20 protein-coding genes are annotated in these 20,632 nt (G+C 44.2%); 8 read left to right on the forward strand and 12 right to left on the reverse strand.

Translation table 11 applies throughout. From position 1 onward, the window contains the following. Positions 1 to 43 precede the first annotated feature (43 nt). Complete coding sequence (locus B2866_RS06915) at positions 44 to 415, forward strand: hypothetical protein (RefSeq protein WP_296192002.1); 372 nt, start codon at positions 44 to 46, stop codon at positions 413 to 415. Positions 416 to 441: 26 nt separating this feature from the next. On the opposite strand, the gene B2866_RS06920 is transcribed toward B2866_RS06915, so the two are convergent. Then, on the reverse strand, positions 442 to 753 hold the full coding sequence (locus B2866_RS06920; protein ID WP_296192005.1) for an NGG1p interacting factor NIF3: 312 nt from the start codon (positions 751 to 753) through the stop codon (positions 442 to 444). Between the two features lie 51 nt (positions 754 to 804). Continuing rightward, positions 805 to 1,452 (reverse strand): DNA-3-methyladenine glycosylase, encoded by a 648-nt coding sequence (locus tag B2866_RS06925; RefSeq protein WP_296192007.1) that lies wholly within the window; start codon positions 1,450 to 1,452, stop codon positions 805 to 807. Positions 1,453 to 1,697: 245 nt separating this feature from the next. Between B2866_RS06925 and B2866_RS06930 the strand changes: the two genes are divergently transcribed. Further along, positions 1,698 to 2,303 carry a hypothetical protein gene (locus tag B2866_RS06930; protein ID WP_296192010.1) on the forward strand — a complete coding sequence of 202 codons (606 nt, stop codon included), beginning with the start codon at positions 1,698 to 1,700 and terminating at the stop codon, positions 2,301 to 2,303. Positions 2,304 to 2,398: 95 nt separating this feature from the next. On the opposite strand, the gene purC is transcribed toward B2866_RS06930, so the two are convergent. The 4 genes from purC to B2866_RS06950 form a co-directional block, all read right to left on the reverse strand. Next, on the reverse strand, positions 2,399 to 3,112 hold the full coding sequence (gene purC, locus B2866_RS06935; protein WP_296192013.1) for a phosphoribosylaminoimidazolesuccinocarboxamide synthase: 714 nt from the start codon (positions 3,110 to 3,112) through the stop codon (positions 2,399 to 2,401). Between the two features lie 135 nt (positions 3,113 to 3,247). Further along, positions 3,248 to 3,589 carry a hypothetical protein gene (locus B2866_RS06940; RefSeq protein ID WP_409520869.1) on the reverse strand — a complete coding sequence of 114 codons (342 nt, stop codon included), beginning with the start codon at positions 3,587 to 3,589 and terminating at the stop codon, positions 3,248 to 3,250. 119 nt (positions 3,590 to 3,708) lie between these two features. Beyond that, the gene (gene dapA / locus B2866_RS06945) at positions 3,709 to 4,614 is read right to left on the reverse strand and encodes a 4-hydroxy-tetrahydrodipicolinate synthase (protein WP_296192018.1); all 906 of its coding nucleotides are present in this window, start codon (positions 4,612 to 4,614) and stop codon (positions 3,709 to 3,711) included. A 489-nt stretch (positions 4,615 to 5,103) separates the two neighbouring features. Beyond that, positions 5,104 to 6,468 carry a Do family serine endopeptidase gene (locus tag B2866_RS06950; protein ID WP_296192123.1) on the reverse strand — a complete coding sequence of 455 codons (1,365 nt, stop codon included), beginning with the start codon at positions 6,466 to 6,468 and terminating at the stop codon, positions 5,104 to 5,106. Positions 6,469 to 7,176: 708 nt separating this feature from the next. Between B2866_RS06950 and B2866_RS06955 the strand changes: the two genes are divergently transcribed. Next, the gene (locus B2866_RS06955; RefSeq protein WP_296192023.1) at positions 7,177 to 9,480 is read left to right on the forward strand and encodes a cation:proton antiporter; all 2,304 of its coding nucleotides are present in this window, start codon (positions 7,177 to 7,179) and stop codon (positions 9,478 to 9,480) included. A gap of 103 nt (positions 9,481 to 9,583) precedes the next feature. Here the strand turns inward: B2866_RS06955 and tmk are convergent, their stop codons facing one another. Beyond that, on the reverse strand, positions 9,584 to 10,315 hold the full coding sequence (tmk, locus tag B2866_RS06960) for a dTMP kinase (protein ID WP_296192025.1): 732 nt from the start codon (positions 10,313 to 10,315) through the stop codon (positions 9,584 to 9,586). A gap of 104 nt (positions 10,316 to 10,419) precedes the next feature. Next, a complete protein-coding gene (gene mltG / locus B2866_RS06965) occupies positions 10,420 to 11,706 on the reverse strand; it encodes an endolytic transglycosylase MltG (protein WP_296192027.1) in 1,287 nt (428 codons plus the stop codon). A 172-nt stretch (positions 11,707 to 11,878) separates the two neighbouring features. On the opposite strand from mltG, the gene B2866_RS06970 reads away from it, so the two are divergent. Continuing rightward, positions 11,879 to 12,643, forward strand: coding sequence for a DpnI domain-containing protein (locus tag B2866_RS06970; RefSeq protein WP_296192031.1), 765 nt, complete (start codon positions 11,879 to 11,881; stop codon positions 12,641 to 12,643). Positions 12,644 to 12,759: 116 nt separating this feature from the next. Beyond that, positions 12,760 to 12,951: a DpnD/PcfM family protein gene (locus tag B2866_RS06975; RefSeq protein ID WP_296192035.1), complete on the forward strand. Its 192-nt coding sequence runs from the start codon at positions 12,760 to 12,762 to the stop codon at positions 12,949 to 12,951. A gap of 6 nt (positions 12,952 to 12,957) precedes the next feature. Here B2866_RS06975 and B2866_RS06980 read toward each other — a convergent pair whose 3' ends face one another. Both B2866_RS06980 and B2866_RS06985 read right to left on the reverse strand, forming a co-directional pair. Continuing rightward, positions 12,958 to 13,929, reverse strand: coding sequence for an aminotransferase class IV (locus B2866_RS06980; protein WP_296192037.1), 972 nt, complete (start codon positions 13,927 to 13,929; stop codon positions 12,958 to 12,960). 15 nt (positions 13,930 to 13,944) lie between these two features. After that, complete coding sequence (locus tag B2866_RS06985) at positions 13,945 to 14,634, reverse strand: hypothetical protein (RefSeq protein WP_349678873.1); 690 nt, start codon at positions 14,632 to 14,634, stop codon at positions 13,945 to 13,947. A 547-nt stretch (positions 14,635 to 15,181) separates the two neighbouring features. Here B2866_RS06985 and aroE point away from each other — a divergent pair. Next, a complete protein-coding gene (aroE, locus tag B2866_RS06990) occupies positions 15,182 to 16,033 on the forward strand; it encodes a shikimate dehydrogenase (protein ID WP_296192040.1) in 852 nt (283 codons plus the stop codon). A gap of 70 nt (positions 16,034 to 16,103) precedes the next feature. Here aroE and B2866_RS06995 read toward each other — a convergent pair whose 3' ends face one another. Further along, the gene (locus tag B2866_RS06995; RefSeq protein ID WP_296192042.1) at positions 16,104 to 17,255 is read right to left on the reverse strand and encodes an FUSC family protein; all 1,152 of its coding nucleotides are present in this window, start codon (positions 17,253 to 17,255) and stop codon (positions 16,104 to 16,106) included. Positions 17,256 to 17,699: 444 nt separating this feature from the next. On the opposite strand from B2866_RS06995, the gene B2866_RS07000 reads away from it, so the two are divergent. Together B2866_RS07000 and B2866_RS07005 are read left to right on the forward strand one after the other, a co-directional pair. Beyond that, on the forward strand, positions 17,700 to 19,520 hold the full coding sequence (locus B2866_RS07000) for an acyl-CoA dehydrogenase C-terminal domain-containing protein (protein WP_296192045.1): 1,821 nt from the start codon (positions 17,700 to 17,702) through the stop codon (positions 19,518 to 19,520). Positions 19,521 to 19,670: 150 nt separating this feature from the next. Then, entirely contained in the window at positions 19,671 to 20,147 is a 477-nt protein-coding gene (locus tag B2866_RS07005; RefSeq protein ID WP_296192050.1) for a hypothetical protein, read from the forward strand. A gap of 85 nt (positions 20,148 to 20,232) precedes the next feature. Here the strand turns inward: B2866_RS07005 and B2866_RS07010 are convergent, their stop codons facing one another. After that, positions 20,233 to 20,604 (reverse strand): 5-carboxymethyl-2-hydroxymuconate Delta-isomerase, encoded by a 372-nt coding sequence (locus B2866_RS07010; protein WP_296192053.1) that lies wholly within the window; start codon positions 20,602 to 20,604, stop codon positions 20,233 to 20,235. Positions 20,605 to 20,632 lie beyond the last annotated feature (28 nt).

The following is a 20,632-nucleotide window of genomic DNA, read 5'->3' on the forward strand; positions in this document are numbered from 1 at the left end:
TATTTCAAGTTGAGAGTGGGGTTTAATAATATAAGAGGATATTATGAAAAAATATACGTTATTAAAAACCACCACTGCAAGCAGTATGATTGCCGCGTTACTGTCCATAACGACTGGCTGTGTCACTGCGCCTGGCTACAATGCGTATGGCGACCTTTATGAAGACATTTATAAAGACACTAAAATCTATAAAAAACACAAGAAAACCATCAAATCTCTTGATAAAGAGCTTTATCAGCCCGCTATCGAGCAACGCGCGGCCAATCAGGTCAGCAATATGGGTTATCGGGTCAAAGACGTCAAATATAAAAAAGGCGATAATAAAATAAAAGTGAAGGCGCGCCGCGGCAGTAAAGACTATAAAATCGAGCTTGATTATCCAAGCTACAACGTCATTAAAATCAAAGAAGACTGATCATTTCTGATAACAAATTTAAGATATTAAAAGTCCAATACTTCAATCACATCATAGGCAGGCGTTTCATAAGGATGTGCCTGCTTTAGTGCTTCAATCACCGGTTTAATATGCGCGTCAGCCACCACCATCTCTACCCGCCACTCTATAACGGTTTCGATTGTATCCTGCGTGCCGATATGCGGCTGACTGCCTGATAGTGGCATGAACTGCCCCGCCCCTTTTACTTGCCAACAGCATTGCTCATAATCACCAATCTTGCCAGCACCCGCCGCAAATAAGGCGACTTTTACTGGCTCTAGCGCCTTCTCCGGAATAAAAACTGTCAGTTTATACATCGCTTACCCCCTTTAATACTATTGAAAAAATGACTATGAGCGATAGATTGGCTATTTTTTGGACAGCGAAGCATGGTCGGTCCAGACATAGCGCAGTAACCAGTCTTTGGCCACGCCCGCATAATCAATACCAATACGCGGACGCAGAGATACTGGCGGCTGACAACCATCGTCCTCAACCCAAAGCCCTGACGCGGGCGTGATAGGCGCACCATATAAGTCGCGGTCGATTTGCAGCCGTTTGGTCAGCTTGCCAGGGCCTGCAAATTGCTTGGAATGGGTAAGCTGCTTATCAGCGCTCAGTAATTGCTCATCAATTAAGCGCGCGCTATCGTCTGTTAAGAATCCTGCCCGTATCAATACCGCTTCTGGCGACTCTGCCGGCCCACTGACCAAATTGAGCATATGATGGATACCATAGGTCAGATAGACATAAAATACCCCACCCTCGCTATACATAATCTCAGTACGCGGCGTGCGCGTGCCAGCATGCGCATGACAAGCAGCATCACCTTCACCAATGTAGGCTTCGGTTTCTGAGATGCGCATCCGTAGGGTTTTTTGCTTACCATCGCTATCGATTAGCTGACGGCATAAAACCTTGCCAATTAAATCTGCCGCTACCACGCAAGTCGGGCGAGCAAACCAGCTAGATTCCAAAACGGAGGATTGGGTATTGGGTAATTTGGACAATGACATCAAAGGCAACCTTTTTTATAGCAGCTTTTATAACCGGATTTATAACGGCATTTATATTGACGATATAAATTTAGCATAAAAAACCACTCAAAGCGGCTAAGCGTTAGACCTTATTACCTATTGCAACTATTGCTATACAGACAGTTAACTCATTCTAATAGTAAGCTTAGAACTCGCTAATCAATTGTAAAGTTAAAAAATTAAAAACATCCAACACTAAAAAATACAATCAAAAGGATATAACAATGAGTAACTCTAATGCGGATAACAACAAGCAACACAATAATAATGCCAATGATAAGAACAACCAGAAGGACAACGATAAAAACGCAGCGATGAAAGATAATAGCGACAATAATGCTTCTCAAAACAACGTAAATCACGATTCAAAGGACAACGCCTCAAAAGATAACGCCTCAAAAGATAGTCAGTCTAAGACAGACGATAACAGCAAAAACGACAAGCAAAATAATCAGTCATCAAATAAAGACAGCAAAGACGACAAATCATCTAACCAAGACCATGCTAATGACAAAAAAGATGACAAAACGTCGGACAAAAATAATAGTAAAGATAGCCAGACTGATAAATCGTCTGATAAAGACAACTCTGATACCCAAAAAGACAATCAATCAGACGCCAAAAATGACAGTAAAAATGATGAGGATTCTGACAAGAAAGACAAAGACAGTAAAGAGGGTGATTCTAAATCTAAAGACGACAAAGAATCCTCTTTAAAGGACACTGCTACCACTAAAGCTAAAGAAGTGGTCGGCACATTGGCGGACAAAGCAGCCGATGCGATGGAGATGGCTGCGAAGAAAATCAAAGAAGCGCGTAAAGATAAATAACATAGCGATCTAATATGACTGTTTTTAAAATGCCTATCCCCATAAAAAAACTGAGCGCAAGGCTCAGTTTTTTATTTTTTAAATATTTTAAATTTCTAGTTTAACGGCACGCCGATACGTTTTGCTACTTCTTCATAGCCTTCAATCACATCACCCAATGATTGACGGAAACGGTCTTTATCGAGCTTTTTCTTGGTCGCTTTATCCCAGATACGGCAGCCATCAGGCGAGAACTCATCGCCTAGAACGATACGATCGTGGAATACGCCGAACTCAAGTTTAAAATCTACTAGTATTAAATCGCCAGCATCAAACAGTTGTTTTAGCACTTCATTAACTTGGTGACTTAACTCTTTCATTTTCGCCAATTGAGTCTCGGTTGCCCAATCAAGCGAGATAGAGATTGACTCATTGACCATCGGATCACCAAGCGCATCGTCTTTATAAAACAGCTCATAGGTAGGCGGTGTCAAAGCTTGACCTTCTTCTAAACCTAAGCGACGTACCAAACTGCCCGCGGCAAAATTACGCACGACGCATTCAACCGGAATCATGTCTAAACGCTTGACCAACACTTCATCGTCTGACAACTGCTTTTCAAAATGGGTTTCGATACCAGCGTCAGCCAGTTTTTGCATAATAAAGGCGTTAAAGCGGTTATTCACCACGCCTTTACGAGCGAGCTGTTCGATACGCTTGCCATCAAGCGCTGAGGTATCGTCGCGGAAGTGTAAAATCAGCAGATCATGATCTTCTGTTTCATAAACAGACTTGGCTTTGCCTTTATAGAGCAGTTGTTGCTTTTGCATGAGGGAGTTCCTGTTCGTTCAAGCTTATGTGGTAAAAACGCGCAGTGACCGCTAAGCCATTTATATTAAGGTATAAAACAAACCTGCTTAACCATAATAAAAGACCAGCGGTATAGATAGGGATAAAAAAGGGGTTTATTCTGATGCTTGGGTCACGGCAACTGTACGCTGAGGTTTTGGCAGCTGATATTGTTTACCCGACTCGTTCTCTAGCTTTAAGGTATTGGCACCTGCATTTGGGGTTGGATATAACGGCACAAATGGCGCTGTTTCTTGCGCCGCTGGCAACTCTAATGGCGCCAGTTTTTTGCTTTGCTGATACTCAAGACTACCATTATCACGCTTACCAAACAGACCTTTAGTCGCTTGGCAACCGCTCAACACTAACGTACTACCCAAAACCACGGTCACTAGCATCGGGAATATTTTTGCAGGGTTTGATGATACTGTCATCATATTATCTCTCTGAGTTAGCAATGATTGCTGATTTAGCACTGAGTTAAGCAAAACATTTATTTTTGATAGCAAATAAACAGCGCTTCTCTATTAAATAAGCATGAAGCGATTAAAAAGTACGCCGCTATATTTATATATTACTATAATAAGTTTGCACGGATTAAAGCTTCATCAATGGTCGCATGGTGCTTTTCAGCCAACCATACCAACGGCAAACGAATACCGGTGTCTATCATGCCCATTTTATGCAGCGCATACTTGACGGGAATAGGACTTGATTCGATAAATAAGTCACGGTGTAAGTGCTTGACCACGTCATGAACTTTATGAGCGGCATCGAAATCTCCACGCAGGCCGGCGCTAAAAGTCTCACTCATGGCTTTTGGCGCAACGTTAGCCGTCACCGAAATATTGCCTTTACCGCCAAACTGCATCAGCTCAAGAGCAGTGCTATCGTCACCAGATAGCACCACCATTCTGTCGCCAACGGCTCTAATCAGTTGCTCACCGCGGACAGCCGAACCTGTGGCGTCTTTAATAGCAACGATATTTTCAATATCAGCGAGGCGTTCAACGGTTTCTTGGGCGATATCTACAACGGTACGTCCCGGTACGTTATAAAGCATTTGCGGGATTTTTACCGCTTCAGCGATGGCCTTATAATGCTGAAACAAACCTTCTTGTGGCGGTTTATTATAATAAGGGGCGACCAATAACGCACAATCAGCACCTGCTTCGGCGGCATCTTGGGTTAGCTTAATGGCTTCCATCGTATTGTTGGCACCAGTGCCTGCAATCACAGGCACGCGACCTTTGACATGCTGCACAAAGTAGCGAATCACATCGCTGTGCTCTTGCATTGACAAAGTGGCGGATTCACCAGTAGTACCGACAGCGACTAAGCAATGCGTACCTTGCTCAATTTGCCAATCTATGAGGTCTGCCAGACGTTTATAATCGACCGTGCCGTCAGGATGCATGGGCGTTACCAAGGCTACCATTGAGCCTTGTAGTCGGGTTTTAATATCGTCGTATGCTGTGCTCATAACCGTGCCTGTATATCCTAGCTTTTATTAAAGCTATCACATGATAAGTCGTTTGCAAGTGTCCCTCTTAGCTCTATGGAGCTTAACGTTTGGTAAAATAACGTCAGGGCAAGACCTTGCGTGATGTTCATACTGTGTATTTATGATGCTAACGTGATTAATGCTATTTAGCCGCAGCCACTCGATTGACCAAGAGCCATAAAAACGCCTGCTAGTGTAGCATATTTTGCCTTCATCGCTATCAAACAATTCATGCTTAACACTTCTATAAAGGGAAAAATCGGCAATCTATCATAATGTTCAGCGTGACTTTATTTGACCTAAAAAATGTACGAGAAAGCTAAACAGTTAGTGTAGCGTAAGTGGTTAGCAGCGATAAAACCTTTTTAGATATTTTAACGAATCGTCAACATAGCAATGGTCGGACGATATGCATTGCTGTACATAAAGAAAGCCGATTCATAGCGCTGCTAATCACGCTATCCTTTGCTATTCAATGCGTAAACCAATGATACCTGGGATGCCCTGACGCACTATCTCAATCGTCACCACCCCTTTTTCAGGTAATGATGCCACGGCGCTAGAAAAATCATTGACCGTTTTAATCGGTTTTTGGTGCAAATTGGTGATGACGTCGCCTGCTAGTATGCCCGATCGCGCTGCGAGTCCCGTCGGCTCAATGGCGGTCACTAAGACGCCGGTCTTATTATCAGCAGCTAGCTCTATTTGCTCCTCCGGCCTTAAATTGCGCAGCGCCAGTCCCAAGCTGATGCCGTTGGCCTGCTGTGCGCCTGTTTGCGACTGCATATCATTGGAGGCATTACTAAGCTTGCCGGTTACGATAGCTTGTTTACCGTCGCGCTGAATTTGAACGCGAAAGATATCGTTAGGCCGCGCTCGATTAATCAGATTTAATAAGTCGGAGGCTTCCATAATTTGGACGTCATTGTATTTTAAAATAATATCGCCTGGCTTTAGCCCAGCTTTTTGCGCAGGCGAGTCTGGTGAGACGCGTGTTAATAGCGCCCCTTGCGGACGCGCTAAGTTATAAGCTTCGGCTAAATTACGGTCGATATCCTGCGGAAAAATACCCAGATAGGCACGCGCAACCTCACCGTTATTTTTTAGCTGCTCATAAATATCCATCGCCGCATCAATCGGAATAGAGAATGACAGACCCATATAGCCGCCCGTACCACTAAAAATACGCGAGTTTATACCAATCACTTCACCGCGCTGATTAAATAGTGGGCCGCCAGAGTTGCCAGGGTTTAATGCCACGTCAGTTTGTATAAAGGGCACACTGGTCTCACGGGAAAAATTACGCGATTTGGCGCTGACAATGCCCGCCGAAGCCGAATAATCAAAACCAAAGGGCGAGCCAATCGCTAATACCGGCTCCCCTACTTTTAACGCATTAGAATCACCGATTGGCAGGGCTGGGAATTGACGCCCCGTCACCTTGAGCACCGCCACATCTGAGCGCTCATCACTGCCAACCAATTTGGCATCAAGCTCGGTTCTGTCATTAAGGGTGACAGTAATTTTGTCCGCACCTGCCACCACATGATGATTGGTCAGCATATAACCATCGTGGGTGACGAAAAATGCGGTGCCATAGGCATGTTCAATCGCAGGCGTCGCTGCTTGGTCGGGAATATGTAAGCGATCACCAAAGAACTTCCGCAATAGCTCAGCAGTTTGGGCTTTAGCAAGCTCCGCCTCACTGACGGTTTTGGTGACGTTTACCCGCGCGACCGCTGGCGTGACTTGCTGTACCAAACCTGAAAAATCTGCGGTGGTAACGGCCGCTTGGGCAGTTGGCACGGTCGCGATGTTGATACCCGCCGCCATGGTGGTGGCAACCGCTATGGCCAAAGTGCTCTGCTGTAACCAACGGCTCAAATTGACTGTAATCGACGTTTTAGAAATATTGCTAAACGTATTGATAGGTATATTTTTAGGCATGTTACCCTCCATATAATGGGTCTTTATAATTGTTATAAACGGTTTAAATAGGACCGTCATAAATAATAATTTTGGCGTCATTCATTATATATTATGTTGATAATCGCTCAGTTTGCTCATTCGCTAACCTCTAAAGCCAACATTTAAAAAACGGCTCTTTAGATTGTTGGCTTAGAGATTTTACCGCTTGCTTTTGTTATCTGCGTTCATCATAAACTTTGGAAAATGCAAACTTGCAAAGAAGAATGCTTGTTAGTTTACCGTCCATTTTCGACTTATGGTATAAAACTTTATCTTTTCTATCATAAAGATAGTCTTATTGCTAACATGCTAGACATACTACCTTTAATAAGTTTTCTAAGCCGATAATCAAGTGGCGTAAAGATTGCCCTAAAATACATAAAATAAAACCATGTTATGATAACAAGCCAAATAATTTATATGACAAACAAAAGTTAATTTTTGTAGATCGTTATTTTAACAAATTGGCAATCATCAGCTTATTTTTCATCTTTTGCTGCGGCTCACGCTAGCAGCCTCTGTAGTGCGCCTAACTAGATATAAAATATAACAAGATTTTAAAAGGATTAATTTATGGATACCGCCCTATTATTATCCGGCGTGGTTGGGCTTGGTATTGCCGCCCAATGGTTGGCTTGGTATTTAAAGCAACCGTCCATTTTGTTTTTATTACTGATTGGTATTATTGTTGGCCCGATATTGGGCGCTTTTGACCCAGACTTGGTGCTCGGCGAGCTGATGTTCCCCTTTATCTCGCTTGGTGTGGCAATTATTTTATTTGAAGGCTCGCTGACTTTAGAGTTCGATGAGATTAAGCAGCACGGCTCTGTGGTACAGATGCTGGTGTCGGTCGGCGTGCTTATTACCATTGTCATTGTGGCGCTATCGACTTATCTGTTGTTCGATGTCGACCCTTTGATTGCTTTGCTATTTGGTGCGCTGGTTTGTGTGACTGGCCCTACGGTCATTATGCCGTTACTGCGCAGCGTGCGCCCGAACAAGACCATTTCCAACATTTTGAAATGGGAAGGTATCATCATTGACCCAATTGGCGCGATTGCGGTGGTTTTGGTTTATGAATATATCATCTCAGGCGGTGAAGCCAGTAGTATCTTACTGTTTGCCAAAATTGTGGTATTGGCAGTGGCGATGGGCTTGGCAGGGGCGTGGTTATTGGCGTTTTTAATGCGCCGCCATATGATTCCTGAGTTTTTACGCAATGTCTTTACCTTAGCTTTTGTACTGCTGCTGTTTTCTATCTCTAACCATTTAGAGCATGAGTCTGGCTTATTAACCGTCACCGTCCTTGGCGTGGCGCTGGCTAACTGGCCAAAATTCCCGCGTGAGACGATTTTAGAGTTTAATGAATCGCTGACCATCTTATTGGTATCGGTATTATTTATCATTCTTGCCGCTCGCGTTGAGCTTGCCAGTTTGCTGAGTGTTGGCTTTGCAGGTTTGGTGCTACTCGCGATTGTGATGTTTGTCGCGCGTCCTTTATCAGTATGGGCATCGTCTATTGGCTCCAATCTAAAAACCAATGAAAAGCTGATGATTAGCTGGATTGGCCCACGCGGTATCGTTGCCGCTGCTATCTCGTCGCTTTTTGCCATTCGCTTGCAAGAATATGATATTCAAGGCGTTGAGCTGCTCGTACCTTTGGTTTTCCTCGTCATTATCGGTACAGTAATGATTCAGGGCTTGGGCGCAAAAATGGTTGGTAATTTCTTGGGCGTCCGTGAGCCTGAAACCAACGGTATCTTGGTCGTTGGCTCCAACCCTATCGCGTTATTGGTGGCAACGTCTTTAAAAGACCAAGGTTTTGATGTCATCGTCGCGCACAATAACTATACCAATATTGCCCGCGCGCGTATGAGTGGTCTGCGTACTTACTTTGGTAATCCTATCTCTGACCATGCCGACCATCACTTAGACCTTATCGGTATTGGGCGTCTGTTTGCCATGAGTACCGATAGAGAAATGAATACCTTGTCTGAGATTCATTACCGTCATGAGTTTGGCGAGCGTAAAATCTATCGCCTTAAATTCAGTGATGAAAAAGTCAAAAGCGAGCGCGATGACAAACAAGGCAACTTCCATTCGCAGTGGTTATTTGGTAAAGATGTGACTTATGCCAAGCTTGCCAGTATGCTATCAAAAAAAGCGCGTATCAAAATTACTAACATCACCGACAGCTATAGCTTTGAGCAATACAAAGCCGATAATAAGCAATTTGTGCCGCTTTATACGGTCGATAAAGAAGGTAAGCTGCACGTGATTACCGATAATTTCGATGGCACCGTACCGCGTGATCGTAAGCTGATTTCATTGGTCGTCGATGATGAAGTGCAACCAAAACCGGTCGATGTAACGGCAAAACAAGAGCAGGCACGCGCGGTAGCAGATGCCAGCTTTGAATCCAGCTCAAAAGCGCCTGAAAAGCGTAAAGAAATAGAGCTTACCGATGATAGTAATGACACTGCTATGCCAGAGGCAGCTGTAACCACTGCTAAAGAAACTAATGCAGCAGCGGTGACTGATACAAAAACGGCGCTAGAAAATCAGTCAGATGCTATTACTGATACGGCTAATAAAACTCAGGTATCAAGCACGACTGTTAAAAAAGATAACGTGCAAACGACAGAGTCTGACTCCACTGGCGCAGACAATTCCACTAAGGTTGCCGATGCTCATAAAACTAAAGGGGTGATGTCGGATAATTCGACCGCAACTTCAAAAACCAAAACCTCTAGTAATACCAACGGTAATGGTAGCGCACCAAAAACTAAAAAAGGCACGCTTGACCCCAATCGTTTACCGGACTCTAGCGGTGATAGCCTTGATAACGTTGACAGCATGGATATAGATAAAGACTAGAGTTATCTTTTTAAAATTTTCCATAAACGATAAAAGCCCCAACTGCGCAGTTGGGGCTTTTTTTTGGATAATATAAAGTAGAAATGACAGCGTTAAAACAACATTACACTAATGCAAATTTTTCCTGCACCGCATGCCAAATACGTTCACTAACTTCTTCGGCGCTACCTTGAGCATCAATACGCTGAATACGCTCAGGTTGTTCGCTGGCAAGGACGCTAAAACCTTGATGCACTCTAGTAAAAAAGTCGGTCGCTTGCTGCTCAAAACGGTCAGCAGCGCTGCGTTTATTGGCGCGCGCCATGCCTTCTAATACTGGCAAATCTAGCCACAAGGTCAGCTCTGGTAACTGTTCGACAAATTGCTCAATCAGCATAGCAATTTTAGCGCGTACCGTACTATCGCCATGCGCGCGTCCAAAACCTTGATAGGCAACGGTTGAATCGGTAAAGCGGTCACATATCACCCACGTTCCGCGTTGCAGTGCAGGCAAAATTACTTGCTGCAAATGGTCACAGCGCGCGGCAAACATCAGTAGCAGCTCGGTATCGTCATTAATTTTGGTATCAGGGTCTAACAAAATAGCACGCAGCTGCTCGGCAAACGGACTGCCGCCCGGCTCACGGGTACGCAGATAATCGATGCCTTTTGCTTGCAAATGGTCGCAAAGCTGCTCAATAGCGGTGGTCTTACCAACGCCTTCGGTACCTTCAAAACTGATAAAGCGCCCTTGATTGGACGCTGTACTAAAAGATGCGGTATTAGTAGAATGCTTAGGCGAGTTTATTTGCGCTAATTTTTCTTGCGATGATTTTTCTGGTAGTGATGCTGACATGATATGACCTTATGTCATTGATGAACATTATGTCTTTATATAGATAGCTATATAAAGACATAACGCCCGTACACGATAGGTTTTTAGAAATATAGAGGGTTAAATTATGGTGGCGGTGTTTGTGCTTTTTTCTGACGCATGACGCTGAGATAGTCTTTGACCGCTTGGTTATGCTCATTTAAGCTATTGGTAAATTTGTGACCGCCGTTACCGGTCGCCACAAAATATAGCGCTTCGCTATCGGCAGGATGCAAGGTCGCTTCAATCGAGGCCGCAGATGGCAGCGCGATTGGCGTTGGCGGCAAACCATCGATTTGATAGGTGTTATAAGCCGTCTTTTCATCGATGTCTTTACGGCGAATATTGCCTTCATAACGGCTACCCATCCCATAGATAATGGTCGGATCGGTTTGCAAGCGCATATTTTTATTCAAACGATTGCTAAATACCGCCGAGACCAAAGGACGCTCTTCTGCCACGCTGGTTTCTTTTTCGATAATCGATGCCATTACCAGTGCTTCATACGGACTGTCATAAGGCAGATCAGGGTCGCGATTTTCCCACGCTTTGGTCAATGCTTGCTGCTGACGCTTATACAAATCGGTCAATACCTGCTTATCGGTGCTGCCTTCGCCATAATAATACGTATCAGGCGCAAACCAGCCTTCAAGATTGTGATTGACGATAGCATCATTACTATTGACCACCGAATCTGGCAAAATGCCAACCAAATCCAATGCCTGCGCGATGCTGGTATTCGTGCTATCCGCCGTCAGTACTTCTTTTTTGATGCCTTTATTATCTCGTAGCGCCTGATATAAATCTTTTGAGGTTTTGCCTTCGATAATCTGTACCTTGACCATCGCCGCTTTTACCCCTTGCCCCAGTACTTCTAAGGCTTCAGCAAAGGTAGGGTTTTCTGGTAATTGATAAATACCGGCATGCAATGGGCCATCAATTTGCGTTTTCATATAAAGCTTGGCAATCGTGGCAGAAAACAGTGGAATCTGCTGCTGCCACTGCGGCAATAGCCCATAATACGTCTGACCCGACTCAATCGTCACCATCTGCTGTGGCTGCTCAATACGGCCAAACAGCGTCTGATACACCATCACCAAAAAAAACGCGGCAATCAGTCCAAGCACCAATAATACCTGATAACCACGCTGCATAAAAAACGATGGATTATCGGCTTTATAGTGGCGCGGTTTAGTACCACCGCTAATGAGCGAGATATCCGTCGCCGGTACTTCCTCTACGCTAACGTCGTCGATGATAGGTTTTTTGTCCAGCGCTGTCGTCTCGACAGGCTGCTGCGGCGCGCCGTCATGGTCGTTTTTTGGCGACTCATTTGAACGTTCAGGCGGTATTTCAGGGGTTGGCTTGCTCATGGCAACTCGCGAGGCAGAAGTTTGCTAGGAATTTAGCATTGAACTGGGCGATTTTCAATGGTATTTGCTTAGCTTATCGATTAACTTACTATTTGGCTTGAGAGTGATGGCTTAATATTCATCCTCTTTTATTGTTATTTCCCCGCCTGCCCATTGGTCACGAAAACTTATTATGAACCTAAATTTCAATCAAAGTCTTGCCAAAAACTATGAGTCACCAAGCCAAATCATTAGAGTGCTCAGTGAAGATTGGGTCGCTAAGCAAAGTTATTGCCCTAATTGTAATGCCGAACCATTGGCTGAATTTACGAACGGCAAGCCTGTTGCTGATTTTTATTGCAGACATTGCAGTGAGGAATATGAGTTAAAAAGTAAAAAGGCAAGATTAAGTCAGATTATTAATGATGGCGCTTATGACACCATGATTGAACGTATCAACAGCGACAACAATCCAAACTTCTTCTTTTTAACGTATTCTCAAGCATTGAGCGTGAATAACTTTTTAATCATTCCCAAACAGTTCTTTAAGCCGGACATGATTATAAAACGCAAGCCTTTATCCATCACTGCCAAACGCGCTGGTTGGGTCGGCTGCAATATTGATTTGCGTAAAGTGCCTGAATCAGGAAAAGTGTTTTTGGTCAAAGACCAGCAAGTCATACCACGCGATAATGTCACCGAGCAATTTCAAAAAACTTTGTTTCTGCGTCAGCAATCACAGCAGACACGCGGTTGGACGTTAGATATTTGGCAGTGTATCGATAAACTCGATGCTAATTTCTCTCTCAATCAGGTTTATGCGTTTGCTGACTTATTAAAACTCAAACATCCTGAAAACAACCATATTAAAGATAAAATCCGTCAGCAATTACAAGTATTACGCGATAAAGGCATTATTGAATTTACCGGTCGTGGTCAGTATCGCAAATTATATTAAGCGCTTTTATTATCTTTTACCCACTTAACAAAAGACGATCACTTCTTTTTCAGCGCCTTTGCTAAGCTAGCGGATATAAATCCTAAAGAAATTTTGATACGAGTGTATTGAGAATAATGATGATAAAAAGCGATAAGAAAGTGGAAAAAGTTTTTCAGATAGAGATTGTTGAAACGCTAAGTAGCATTGTGAGAATTAATGCAGAGAACGAACAAGGAGCACTATTAAAAGCGCAAGAACTGTATCGCAATGAAGAGGTTGTTTTATACCCTAATAACTTAATTGACACCAAATTTAATATTCTTTAAATACGGTTAAATCGCTTTAAAACTTACCACTTCACCCGCCAATAACCTCAGACTGCTCATAGGCATAATACCGCGCAGCGCATTACAAAAGAATAGCTGACTTAAATGGGGCAAATCATCATCTTGTAATGACCGGATAATGACGGGATTTTCACTAGTCGATAATGTATCGATAATCACTTGCCGCATCACGCCAACGACGCCCGATTTCGCCATGGATGGCGCATACCATTGACCAGTACTCAGATAGTTGCTGCTACTATTTCTATAATTTTGAGAGTGTGGACGATTGGACGATTTTGCGACTGGCGCTTCTACTAATTGATAAAACACATTACTCATCGTGCCCTCAACCCACTGCCCGCTCATATCACGTAGCAGACCTTCGGCTATGCTTGGCTTGATAGTGCCTGTCAATGTCTCAGCTTTAATAGCTTGGACTTTGATAGCTTGTAGCTCGCCACTTGCTAGCACATTATCGAGGCGGTTTAAGCTTTTTAGTCCAACAAGCGGTGGTGGTAGGCAAGCAATCTGAGAAGACAAGCAAATGGCACTAGCGGCAGGTTGTAGCGGGATGAATTGACCATCGGCGAGTGGCAGCGATTGCGCAGTGGTAATACTTATTGGTGAGGATTTAAGCCAAACCTCGCACTCACTGCCGCCAATATTTGGTGTATAGCCATAGCCGCGGACTTCTTGGTCGGCGCGCGTGACGATAAGTTTTAGCACCCCTTGCTGTAATTGCTGGGCATGCATTTTTAACAACGTTAATAGCGACTGGCTGTCCAACTGTAGTTGCAAGGCTGCCGCATGCGAGACAAGGCGCTGCTGATGATAGTCCAACCACAGTATCTGCCCGTCAATGACACCCATAGTGGTAAAAAAACCATCACCGTATGCCAACCCGCGATTGTCTAACGACAACGTGGTCTGCGTAGCATTTGATGGATGCAAACATATCCAACTATTAGGCGACATCAAGGCTAGCCCCGCTTATTTATCAGCGGTTTGAGCAGCGGATTTATTAATCACCAGCATACAGCTATAAAACTCGCATTTTGCCAACTCTACTTTTTGACCGCCGATGGTTTTATTTTTGATGATTTGACCGCCGAGCATATCAGCGACCAGCTTACCGCCTTCATCGCCCATCAATTGACGCGCCAGCTGATAAGCTTTTTTGGCATGGTTTTGACTTAGCCCTTTTTCTTTATCAGAGTCGGTTGGATTGGCAAAATACCAGCCAAGCTCAAGGTATTTTTCAGAATCAATCAGGTCCAAATACGGCGCATCGTCCTGCATAAAGCGATATTTGGATGCCGGATTACTGGCATAGTCCAAGCTGTTTTCATCGGTGCTGACCACTTTACCAAAGGCTGATTGTATCTTTTTAAGCTCATCAATGCTTAAGGAGGTCACTTTGGCAGTGCCCCACGAGGCGACATCGTATTTTACCGGTGTTCCTTGCGCGGTAGTTGCGCCATCGAGGTCAGCATTGGCATTGGCGTTTTCTGCTTTGGAGGTTGCAGTGGCAATCTGCTCGCTATTATCAGCGCTCGCCTCTTTAGCGGCGGTATCGCTCTCTGTATTGCTATTACAGGCACTCAAAGACACGCCAACTGCCATCATCGTACTGACCATCAGAGTCTGTAGGCTTTTATTCCACATGGACAATTTACTCACACTTTTAAAGGGATCCAAAAACGGTATTAACGAGCGGTTTTTGCTACCGCTGATAATGAAAAATATCTATTAAGACTTTATAGTTATTACTTTAGTGGTTATAGGCTTTGTTATCACTCAGATTGTTAAATGTTGACTTTTGATCATCGTAAAACACAAGGCCAACTGAAATCTTTATGCTCCCTAGTTTACCCAACTGCTTAACACTTGACTAGCTTTTACCTTACACATACCGCTCCGACAGAGTACAGATTTGTTAAAGACCTCACGAGATAAAGGCATGATTTATCTGGCCAAATATTCGCTCCGGTTTTAGCCTTTTTTATTGTCTTAGCATAATTGTCTTAGCATAATTGTCTTAGCATAATTGTCTTAGCATAATTGTCTTAGCAGAGGTTTGTGAAAGCTAACGTTATCCCCTATGATAAGTAGGACTGGATAAGTGGCGTTGCATAAGATAATTAAACAGCCACTTTTTTATTGATAACTTTTCACCTGTTCATTTAATTCTGCCTCTATTTTACCCTTTATAAGCAGCGGACCCTTTATGACCAAGCATTTTATCGTTATTGGCAATCCTATTGCCCACAGCAAATCCCCTGAAATCCATACGCAGTTTGCAGCGCAGGCAGGCTTAGAGATTAGCTATCAGCGCCAGTATTGCCCTGATGATGCAGCCAGTTTTACCGCGGTGATTGAGGCATTTTTTCAGGGCGGCGGCGTTGGTGCCAATGTGACTGTGCCCTTTAAGCAAGTGGCTTATGAGTGCTGCGCGGCGCGTGGCGGCTTGTCTGAGCACGCCAAGGTCGCAGGCGCTGTCAATACCTTACTGCTGAATAACGCGCTGTTAAAAAATGGCACGCCGATAGCTGAGGCGATATATGGTGATAATACCGACGGCCAAGGGTTGGTCAATCACATGACAAGTTTAGATTGGCCGCTAAAGGGCGCACGCGTGGCAATAATCGGCGCAGGCGGCGCGGCGCGCGGGGTGATATTGCCACTGATTGAAGCAGGTATCAGCGAGCTTACCCTTGCCAATCGTACATTGAACAAGGCGACAAATTTGGTTAATGAGCTAAGCGCTGCAAGTGAGACGATTGCTAAGCAGCAGATTAACATCTGTAGCACTGAAACGCTAAGCGGTGAGTTTGATATCATCATCAATGCCACCTCGATTGGTTTATCAGGTGATACGCTGCCACTTAGCGACGAGTTACACAGTCATTATGCTTACGATATGATGTATGGACGTGAGCTGCCGTTTTTGCAGCATTTTGCCAAACGCGGCGCACAAACGTCAGACGGTTATGGCATGCTTATCGGGCAGGCGGCGTTAAGTTTTAAGCGTTGGACGGGACACGCGATTGATGTGGTAAAAGTCACTGATAGTTTATAAGAGTATTGAAGGAATATATTAAATAAGCCGTATGAGTCAGCTTCATACGGCTTTTTATCAGCTAAAAAATTTAGCTAAAACGCGCCAATAACCAATTCTCTAGCCGGCGCAGCGGCACGCGTAAATTGGTCGAATGCATCACCACTCCGCCGCTTAGCCCTACCACACAACCAATCATGGTATCAAACAAACGTGCCAAAATGACTTCTTGATAAGCTTGCTCAGTAAACGGTAACCCACTGCCGTATTCAGCGATGAATATCGTCAGCGGCGTGATAAATATCACCGCCAAGCCATAATGGCGGTCGACCAAGGTTTCGATACACAGCATTAAGCCTAATATCGCCAGCGCCACGCCCCATATCGGCAAACCCCACGCCAGCATCCAACCTGCCAGCCCAACGCCAACCATAGTGCCAAGTAAACGATGTATTTGCTTAATCCACATGGTACGCAAATGAATACCTTGGATAATCAAAAAACAGCTGACCGCTGCCCAATAGGGATTTGATAAATTTAAGCTCAGCGCGATGACTAAGGATAGACTGACAAAACCGGCGACAATCACACTCTCTGTTATGGTATCGGGCTCATAACTGTAGGTCGGCGTCGGTGTCGCTGGACGCGTCGCCAATAAAAACAGCGAATATAGCAGCGCCATCACCAAAGCAAAACCACTACCAAGCATCACCAAGCCTGTGGCCGGCATGACGTCTTCTAAAGGCAGGGGGATAAATAGCGCAATCGCTCCCGCCATCATCACAAACAAACCTGCGGGCGGCGGCTGACGATAATAGCGCCCGAAAATTACAATACCAAACGCCATTAAAGTAAATATCGGCAATTTTAATGGCGGGATTTGCTGCGCTATCAGGCCGAGCGCAAAACATAGTGACATGGCAAAACCCCACGCCATCACTGTCACCAAACGAAACGGCAGCTTACCTGCTAACGGGGTATTTAAAATGACCATCGCCCCTAGTGACGCTTTAATACCAGATGGCAGAGCATCAAAGTAGGCACCGACAAATACCGGAAAGCTAATGGTAATCGCGGCGATAATTGGCATGTGCCACGGTCGCTTACTACGGTTAACGGTCAACAAATGATTGAGCTCACCATCAATGAGTTTTTTTATCCGTGTCAATACTGCCATTAGCCAAAATATGGGCGTCGTTTTGTGCTGTGTTTGGTAGGCGAGATTGCGCTTTGGTGCGCTCATAATTGGTGTTCCTTTATCCTGTTTGGGCACGTAACTTATACACTTAGTGGTTGTTTTGCGCCTATCCTGCTATCTATACTGAAACTGACGCCAAAACTATGATGCTTTATAATAAAACTGGACTTAACAATCCCCGGTTATCGATTTCTCATTCTTATTGATAACTTATATTTTTACTTTTTTTAATATATTATGAATATTAGTTATAAGTTGTATATTTGTGGCTATAGAAGATTTATACTGACCTCAATGCTACAACAGCTGTTTTTTATCAAGGACGCCTTAACGGTTATCAAAATGGACAAGCTGTTCTTAATAAACCCAAATGACGACCTGTGATATTGTCTGCCTTTATCCCAAATAATTAAACACCCGTTTACATGAACCGTGGTTCAATTACTGAGCCGACAGTCTATGCTAACGAAACAATCAAAGAGAGCGACTATGTTAACTTACAAAGCACCTTTGCGTGATATCAAGTTTTTGATCAATGATGTTTTTGATTTCCAAACGCATTATAAAGATTTGGACAATGGCGAGAACGCCGATCCTGAAACGGTCGATATGATTTTGCAGGGCATGGCGGATTTTGCCGAGAACGTCCTATCTCCTATCTATCAGCCAGCGGACGCAGAAGGCTGTCATTTTGAAAATGGTGTGGTAACAACGCCAAAAGGCTTTAAAGAAGCTTATGATCAGTTCGTTGAAGGCGGCTGGCAAGGTATCTCGTACCCTGAAGAGTACGGCGGTATGAATTTACCGATGTCAATCAACCTTATCAAGGCTGAAATTATTGGTACAGCGAACTGGCCTTGGGCGATGTATCCTGGTCTATCAACCGGTTGTATCAACACCTTACTACAGTACGGTACCGACGAGCAAAAAGCGATTTATTTACCTAAATTGGTTGAAGGTACGTGGTCTGGCACCATGTGTTTGACTGAGCCGCAGTGTGGTACTGACTTGGGTCAGGTGAAATCAAAAGCCATCCCGCAAGATGATGGTACTTATAAAATCAGTGGTACTAAGATTTTTATCTCAAGTGGCGAGCATGACTTAACCGATAACATCGTGCATATCGTTTTAGCCCGTCTACCAAATGCGCCAGAAGGCACCCGCGGTATCTCACTATTTATCGTACCAAAATTCTTGCCAAATGCTGAAGGTGAAGCGGGTGAGCGTAATGGCGTGGTTTGTGGTTCTATCGAGCACAAAATGGGCATCAGCTCATCGTCGACTTGTGTTTTAAACTTCGATGACGCAGTTGGTTACTTAATCGGTGAGCCAAACAAAGGCTTGAAAGCGATGTTCACCTTTATGAACACTGCACGTATCGGTACCGGTATCCAAGGTTTGGCGCACACTGAGCTGTCTTTCCAAAACGCCCTACCATATGCGAAAGACCGTCGCTCTATGCGCACTTTATCAGGTACCAAAGACCCTGAAAAAGTGGCTGATGCGATTATTCATCATGCCGACGTACGCCGTATGCTCTTAACTCAAAAAGCCTTTGCTGAAGGCGGTCGCTCGATGATTTATCACTCAGCGCGCTATGCTGATAAAATGTCGCAAGGCGTTGCCAATGGTGATGACGCTGAGTTTGAAAAATGGGATGATAAATTGGGCTTTTATACGCCTATCCTAAAAGGCTTTTTAACTGAGCTTGGTATTGAAGCGGCCAAACACGGTCAGCAAGTTTACGGTGGTCACGGCTACATCAAAGAATGGGGCATGGAGCTTATCGCTCGTGATGCTCGTATTGCGACGATGTACGAAGGTACTACGGGCGTACAGGCGCTTGATTTACTCGGTCGTAAAGTTATCTTGCAATCTAAAGGTAAAATCATCCGTGATTACACCTCAAGCATCATGAAATGGTGCGGCGAGTATGCGCTTGATAAAGACATGCGTAAATTCGTTTGGGCGCTAACCAAGCTATGTGCCGAGTGGAACACCTTGACTGTGCGCTTGATGCTGATGGCACGTAAAGACCGTGAAATCATCTCTGCGGCATCAGAAGATTTCTTGATGTACTCAGGCTACGTGATGATGGGTTATCACTGGGCACGTATGGCAGCGGTCGCTTATGACAAGCTTAAAAATGGCGGTACTGAATCACCAGAATTCTACAAAGCTAAGATTCAAACGGCTGAATTTTACTTTGATAAAATTTTACCACGTACCTCAGGCCATGCCGAAAGTATGGTCGCCCCAAGCGAAAGCATGACGGCAATGGAAATCGATAACTTTGCTTTCCTAGACTAAGACTGCCTCACAATTGAGCAATAATTAACAAGAAAAGCGCCTATTCATTAGGCGCTTTTTTATGTTTAATGAAAAGTCGGAGAAGATAATAGAACCATAGTTATCAAGTAATAGACAGCTGATAAACCATAATTTAATAAGGAAGCAATGATGTTGTCGATTAATAGACAAACCACTTTATCAGGTGCCCGAGCGCTAAAAACGCTATTATTGAGTGCCGCATTAATCAGCGTTGGCGCCAATAGTGCGTTGGCTAAAACTAGCGACACCCCCATTCATTTTGCCAAAGGCGCTATTAGTAGTGTTGTTACTGGTAAATTAAATCCTAAAGAACAGGAGCGTTGGTATCGTTTTAATGCTGCCGCTGCGCAATATACCATCATTAATATTGCGCCACTTGCTGGCACGCCTGAGACCGCCAATGTCGGCGTCTTGCATATGCCAAATGGCACGCAAGATGGCACCAAAGGCGGGATTATTTATCAAGGCTGCTTACCGGCAACTGGCGAATATCGCTTACGTATCGCCCGCAATTTGATGGCGACTCAGGGTAAAACCGCTGGTTATAAGGCGGAGGTGATGGTATTGCCTACATTTGCCAGTAAGTCGTTATGCGAAACTAAATAGCTTGTAAGTGATTCTTATAATAAGTAACTCTTATAATAAGTAACTCTTATAATAAGTGACCCTTATAAGTAGTTGAGGCTCGCGTTTAGCTCAGCATTTTTTTATGATAAATCGCGCTGAGCTCTTCGACCTCAACACAGATTTGGATGTCGGCGCGTCCTGATTGCTGTGTGTTCAAGCGCTCCTCTATAGCAGCCGTCAATAATTCAGCAAGTTGATGCCGAATGACCTCGTCACGGCCGCTCATAATTTTTAGATGCGCATAAACAAAGCCGTTGCGCTGCTCATCGTCTGTCACCCCAACCAAAAACGTTTCAATCGGTACGATGCGCGCTTTGATATCGGTAGGTTTACCAAAATGTCCACTGTCCCATAGCGCTTGATTTAATGCTTTTAGAAATGATTCTTCATGAGCAATCATGACGTTCGGCGTCACTTGAATGGTTAAATGCGGCATGGGTAATATCCTTATTTAAAAATAGCAA

This window comes from Psychrobacter sp. UBA3483 (assembly GCF_002377905.1).
Lineage (GTDB): Bacteria > Pseudomonadota > Gammaproteobacteria > Pseudomonadales > Moraxellaceae > Psychrobacter.

Excerpts from the sequence above, each read along its gene's own strand:
- mltG (WP_296192027.1), bottom strand. The coding sequence starts at position 11,706 with ATGAGCAAGCCAACCCCTGAAATACCGCCTGAACGTTCAAATGAGTCG.
- B2866_RS06915 (WP_296192002.1), top strand. The coding sequence starts at position 44 with ATGAAAAAATATACGTTATTAAAAACCACCACTGCAAGCAGTATGATT.
- B2866_RS06970 (WP_296192031.1), top strand. The coding sequence starts at position 11,879 with ATGAACCTAAATTTCAATCAAAGTCTTGCCAAAAACTATGAGTCACCA.
- B2866_RS06920 (WP_296192005.1), bottom strand. The coding sequence starts at position 753 with ATGTATAAACTGACAGTTTTTATTCCGGAGAAGGCGCTAGAGCCAGTA.
- B2866_RS06950 (WP_296192123.1), bottom strand. The coding sequence starts at position 6,468 with ATGGCGGCGGGTATCAACATCGCGACCGTGCCAACTGCCCAAGCGGCC.
- B2866_RS06980 (WP_296192037.1), bottom strand. The coding sequence starts at position 13,929 with ATGTCGCCTAATAGTTGGATATGTTTGCATCCATCAAATGCTACGCAG.
- B2866_RS06930 (WP_296192010.1), top strand. The coding sequence starts at position 1,698 with ATGAGTAACTCTAATGCGGATAACAACAAGCAACACAATAATAATGCC.
- aroE (WP_296192040.1), top strand. The coding sequence starts at position 15,182 with ATGACCAAGCATTTTATCGTTATTGGCAATCCTATTGCCCACAGCAAA.
- B2866_RS06995 (WP_296192042.1), bottom strand. The coding sequence starts at position 17,255 with ATGAGCGCACCAAAGCGCAATCTCGCCTACCAAACACAGCACAAAACG.
- dapA (WP_296192018.1), bottom strand. The coding sequence starts at position 4,614 with ATGAGCACAGCATACGACGATATTAAAACCCGACTACAAGGCTCAATG.
- tmk (WP_296192025.1), bottom strand. The coding sequence starts at position 10,315 with ATGTCAGCATCACTACCAGAAAAATCATCGCAAGAAAAATTAGCGCAA.
- B2866_RS06925 (WP_296192007.1), bottom strand. The coding sequence starts at position 1,452 with ATGTCATTGTCCAAATTACCCAATACCCAATCCTCCGTTTTGGAATCT.
- B2866_RS06975 (WP_296192035.1), top strand. The coding sequence starts at position 12,760 with ATGATGATAAAAAGCGATAAGAAAGTGGAAAAAGTTTTTCAGATAGAG.
- B2866_RS07010 (WP_296192053.1), bottom strand. The coding sequence starts at position 20,604 with ATGCCGCATTTAACCATTCAAGTGACGCCGAACGTCATGATTGCTCAT.
- B2866_RS07000 (WP_296192045.1), top strand. The coding sequence starts at position 17,700 with ATGTTAACTTACAAAGCACCTTTGCGTGATATCAAGTTTTTGATCAAT.
- purC (WP_296192013.1), bottom strand. The coding sequence starts at position 3,112 with ATGCAAAAGCAACAACTGCTCTATAAAGGCAAAGCCAAGTCTGTTTAT.
- B2866_RS07005 (WP_296192050.1), top strand. The coding sequence starts at position 19,671 with ATGTTGTCGATTAATAGACAAACCACTTTATCAGGTGCCCGAGCGCTA.
- B2866_RS06955 (WP_296192023.1), top strand. The coding sequence starts at position 7,177 with ATGGATACCGCCCTATTATTATCCGGCGTGGTTGGGCTTGGTATTGCC.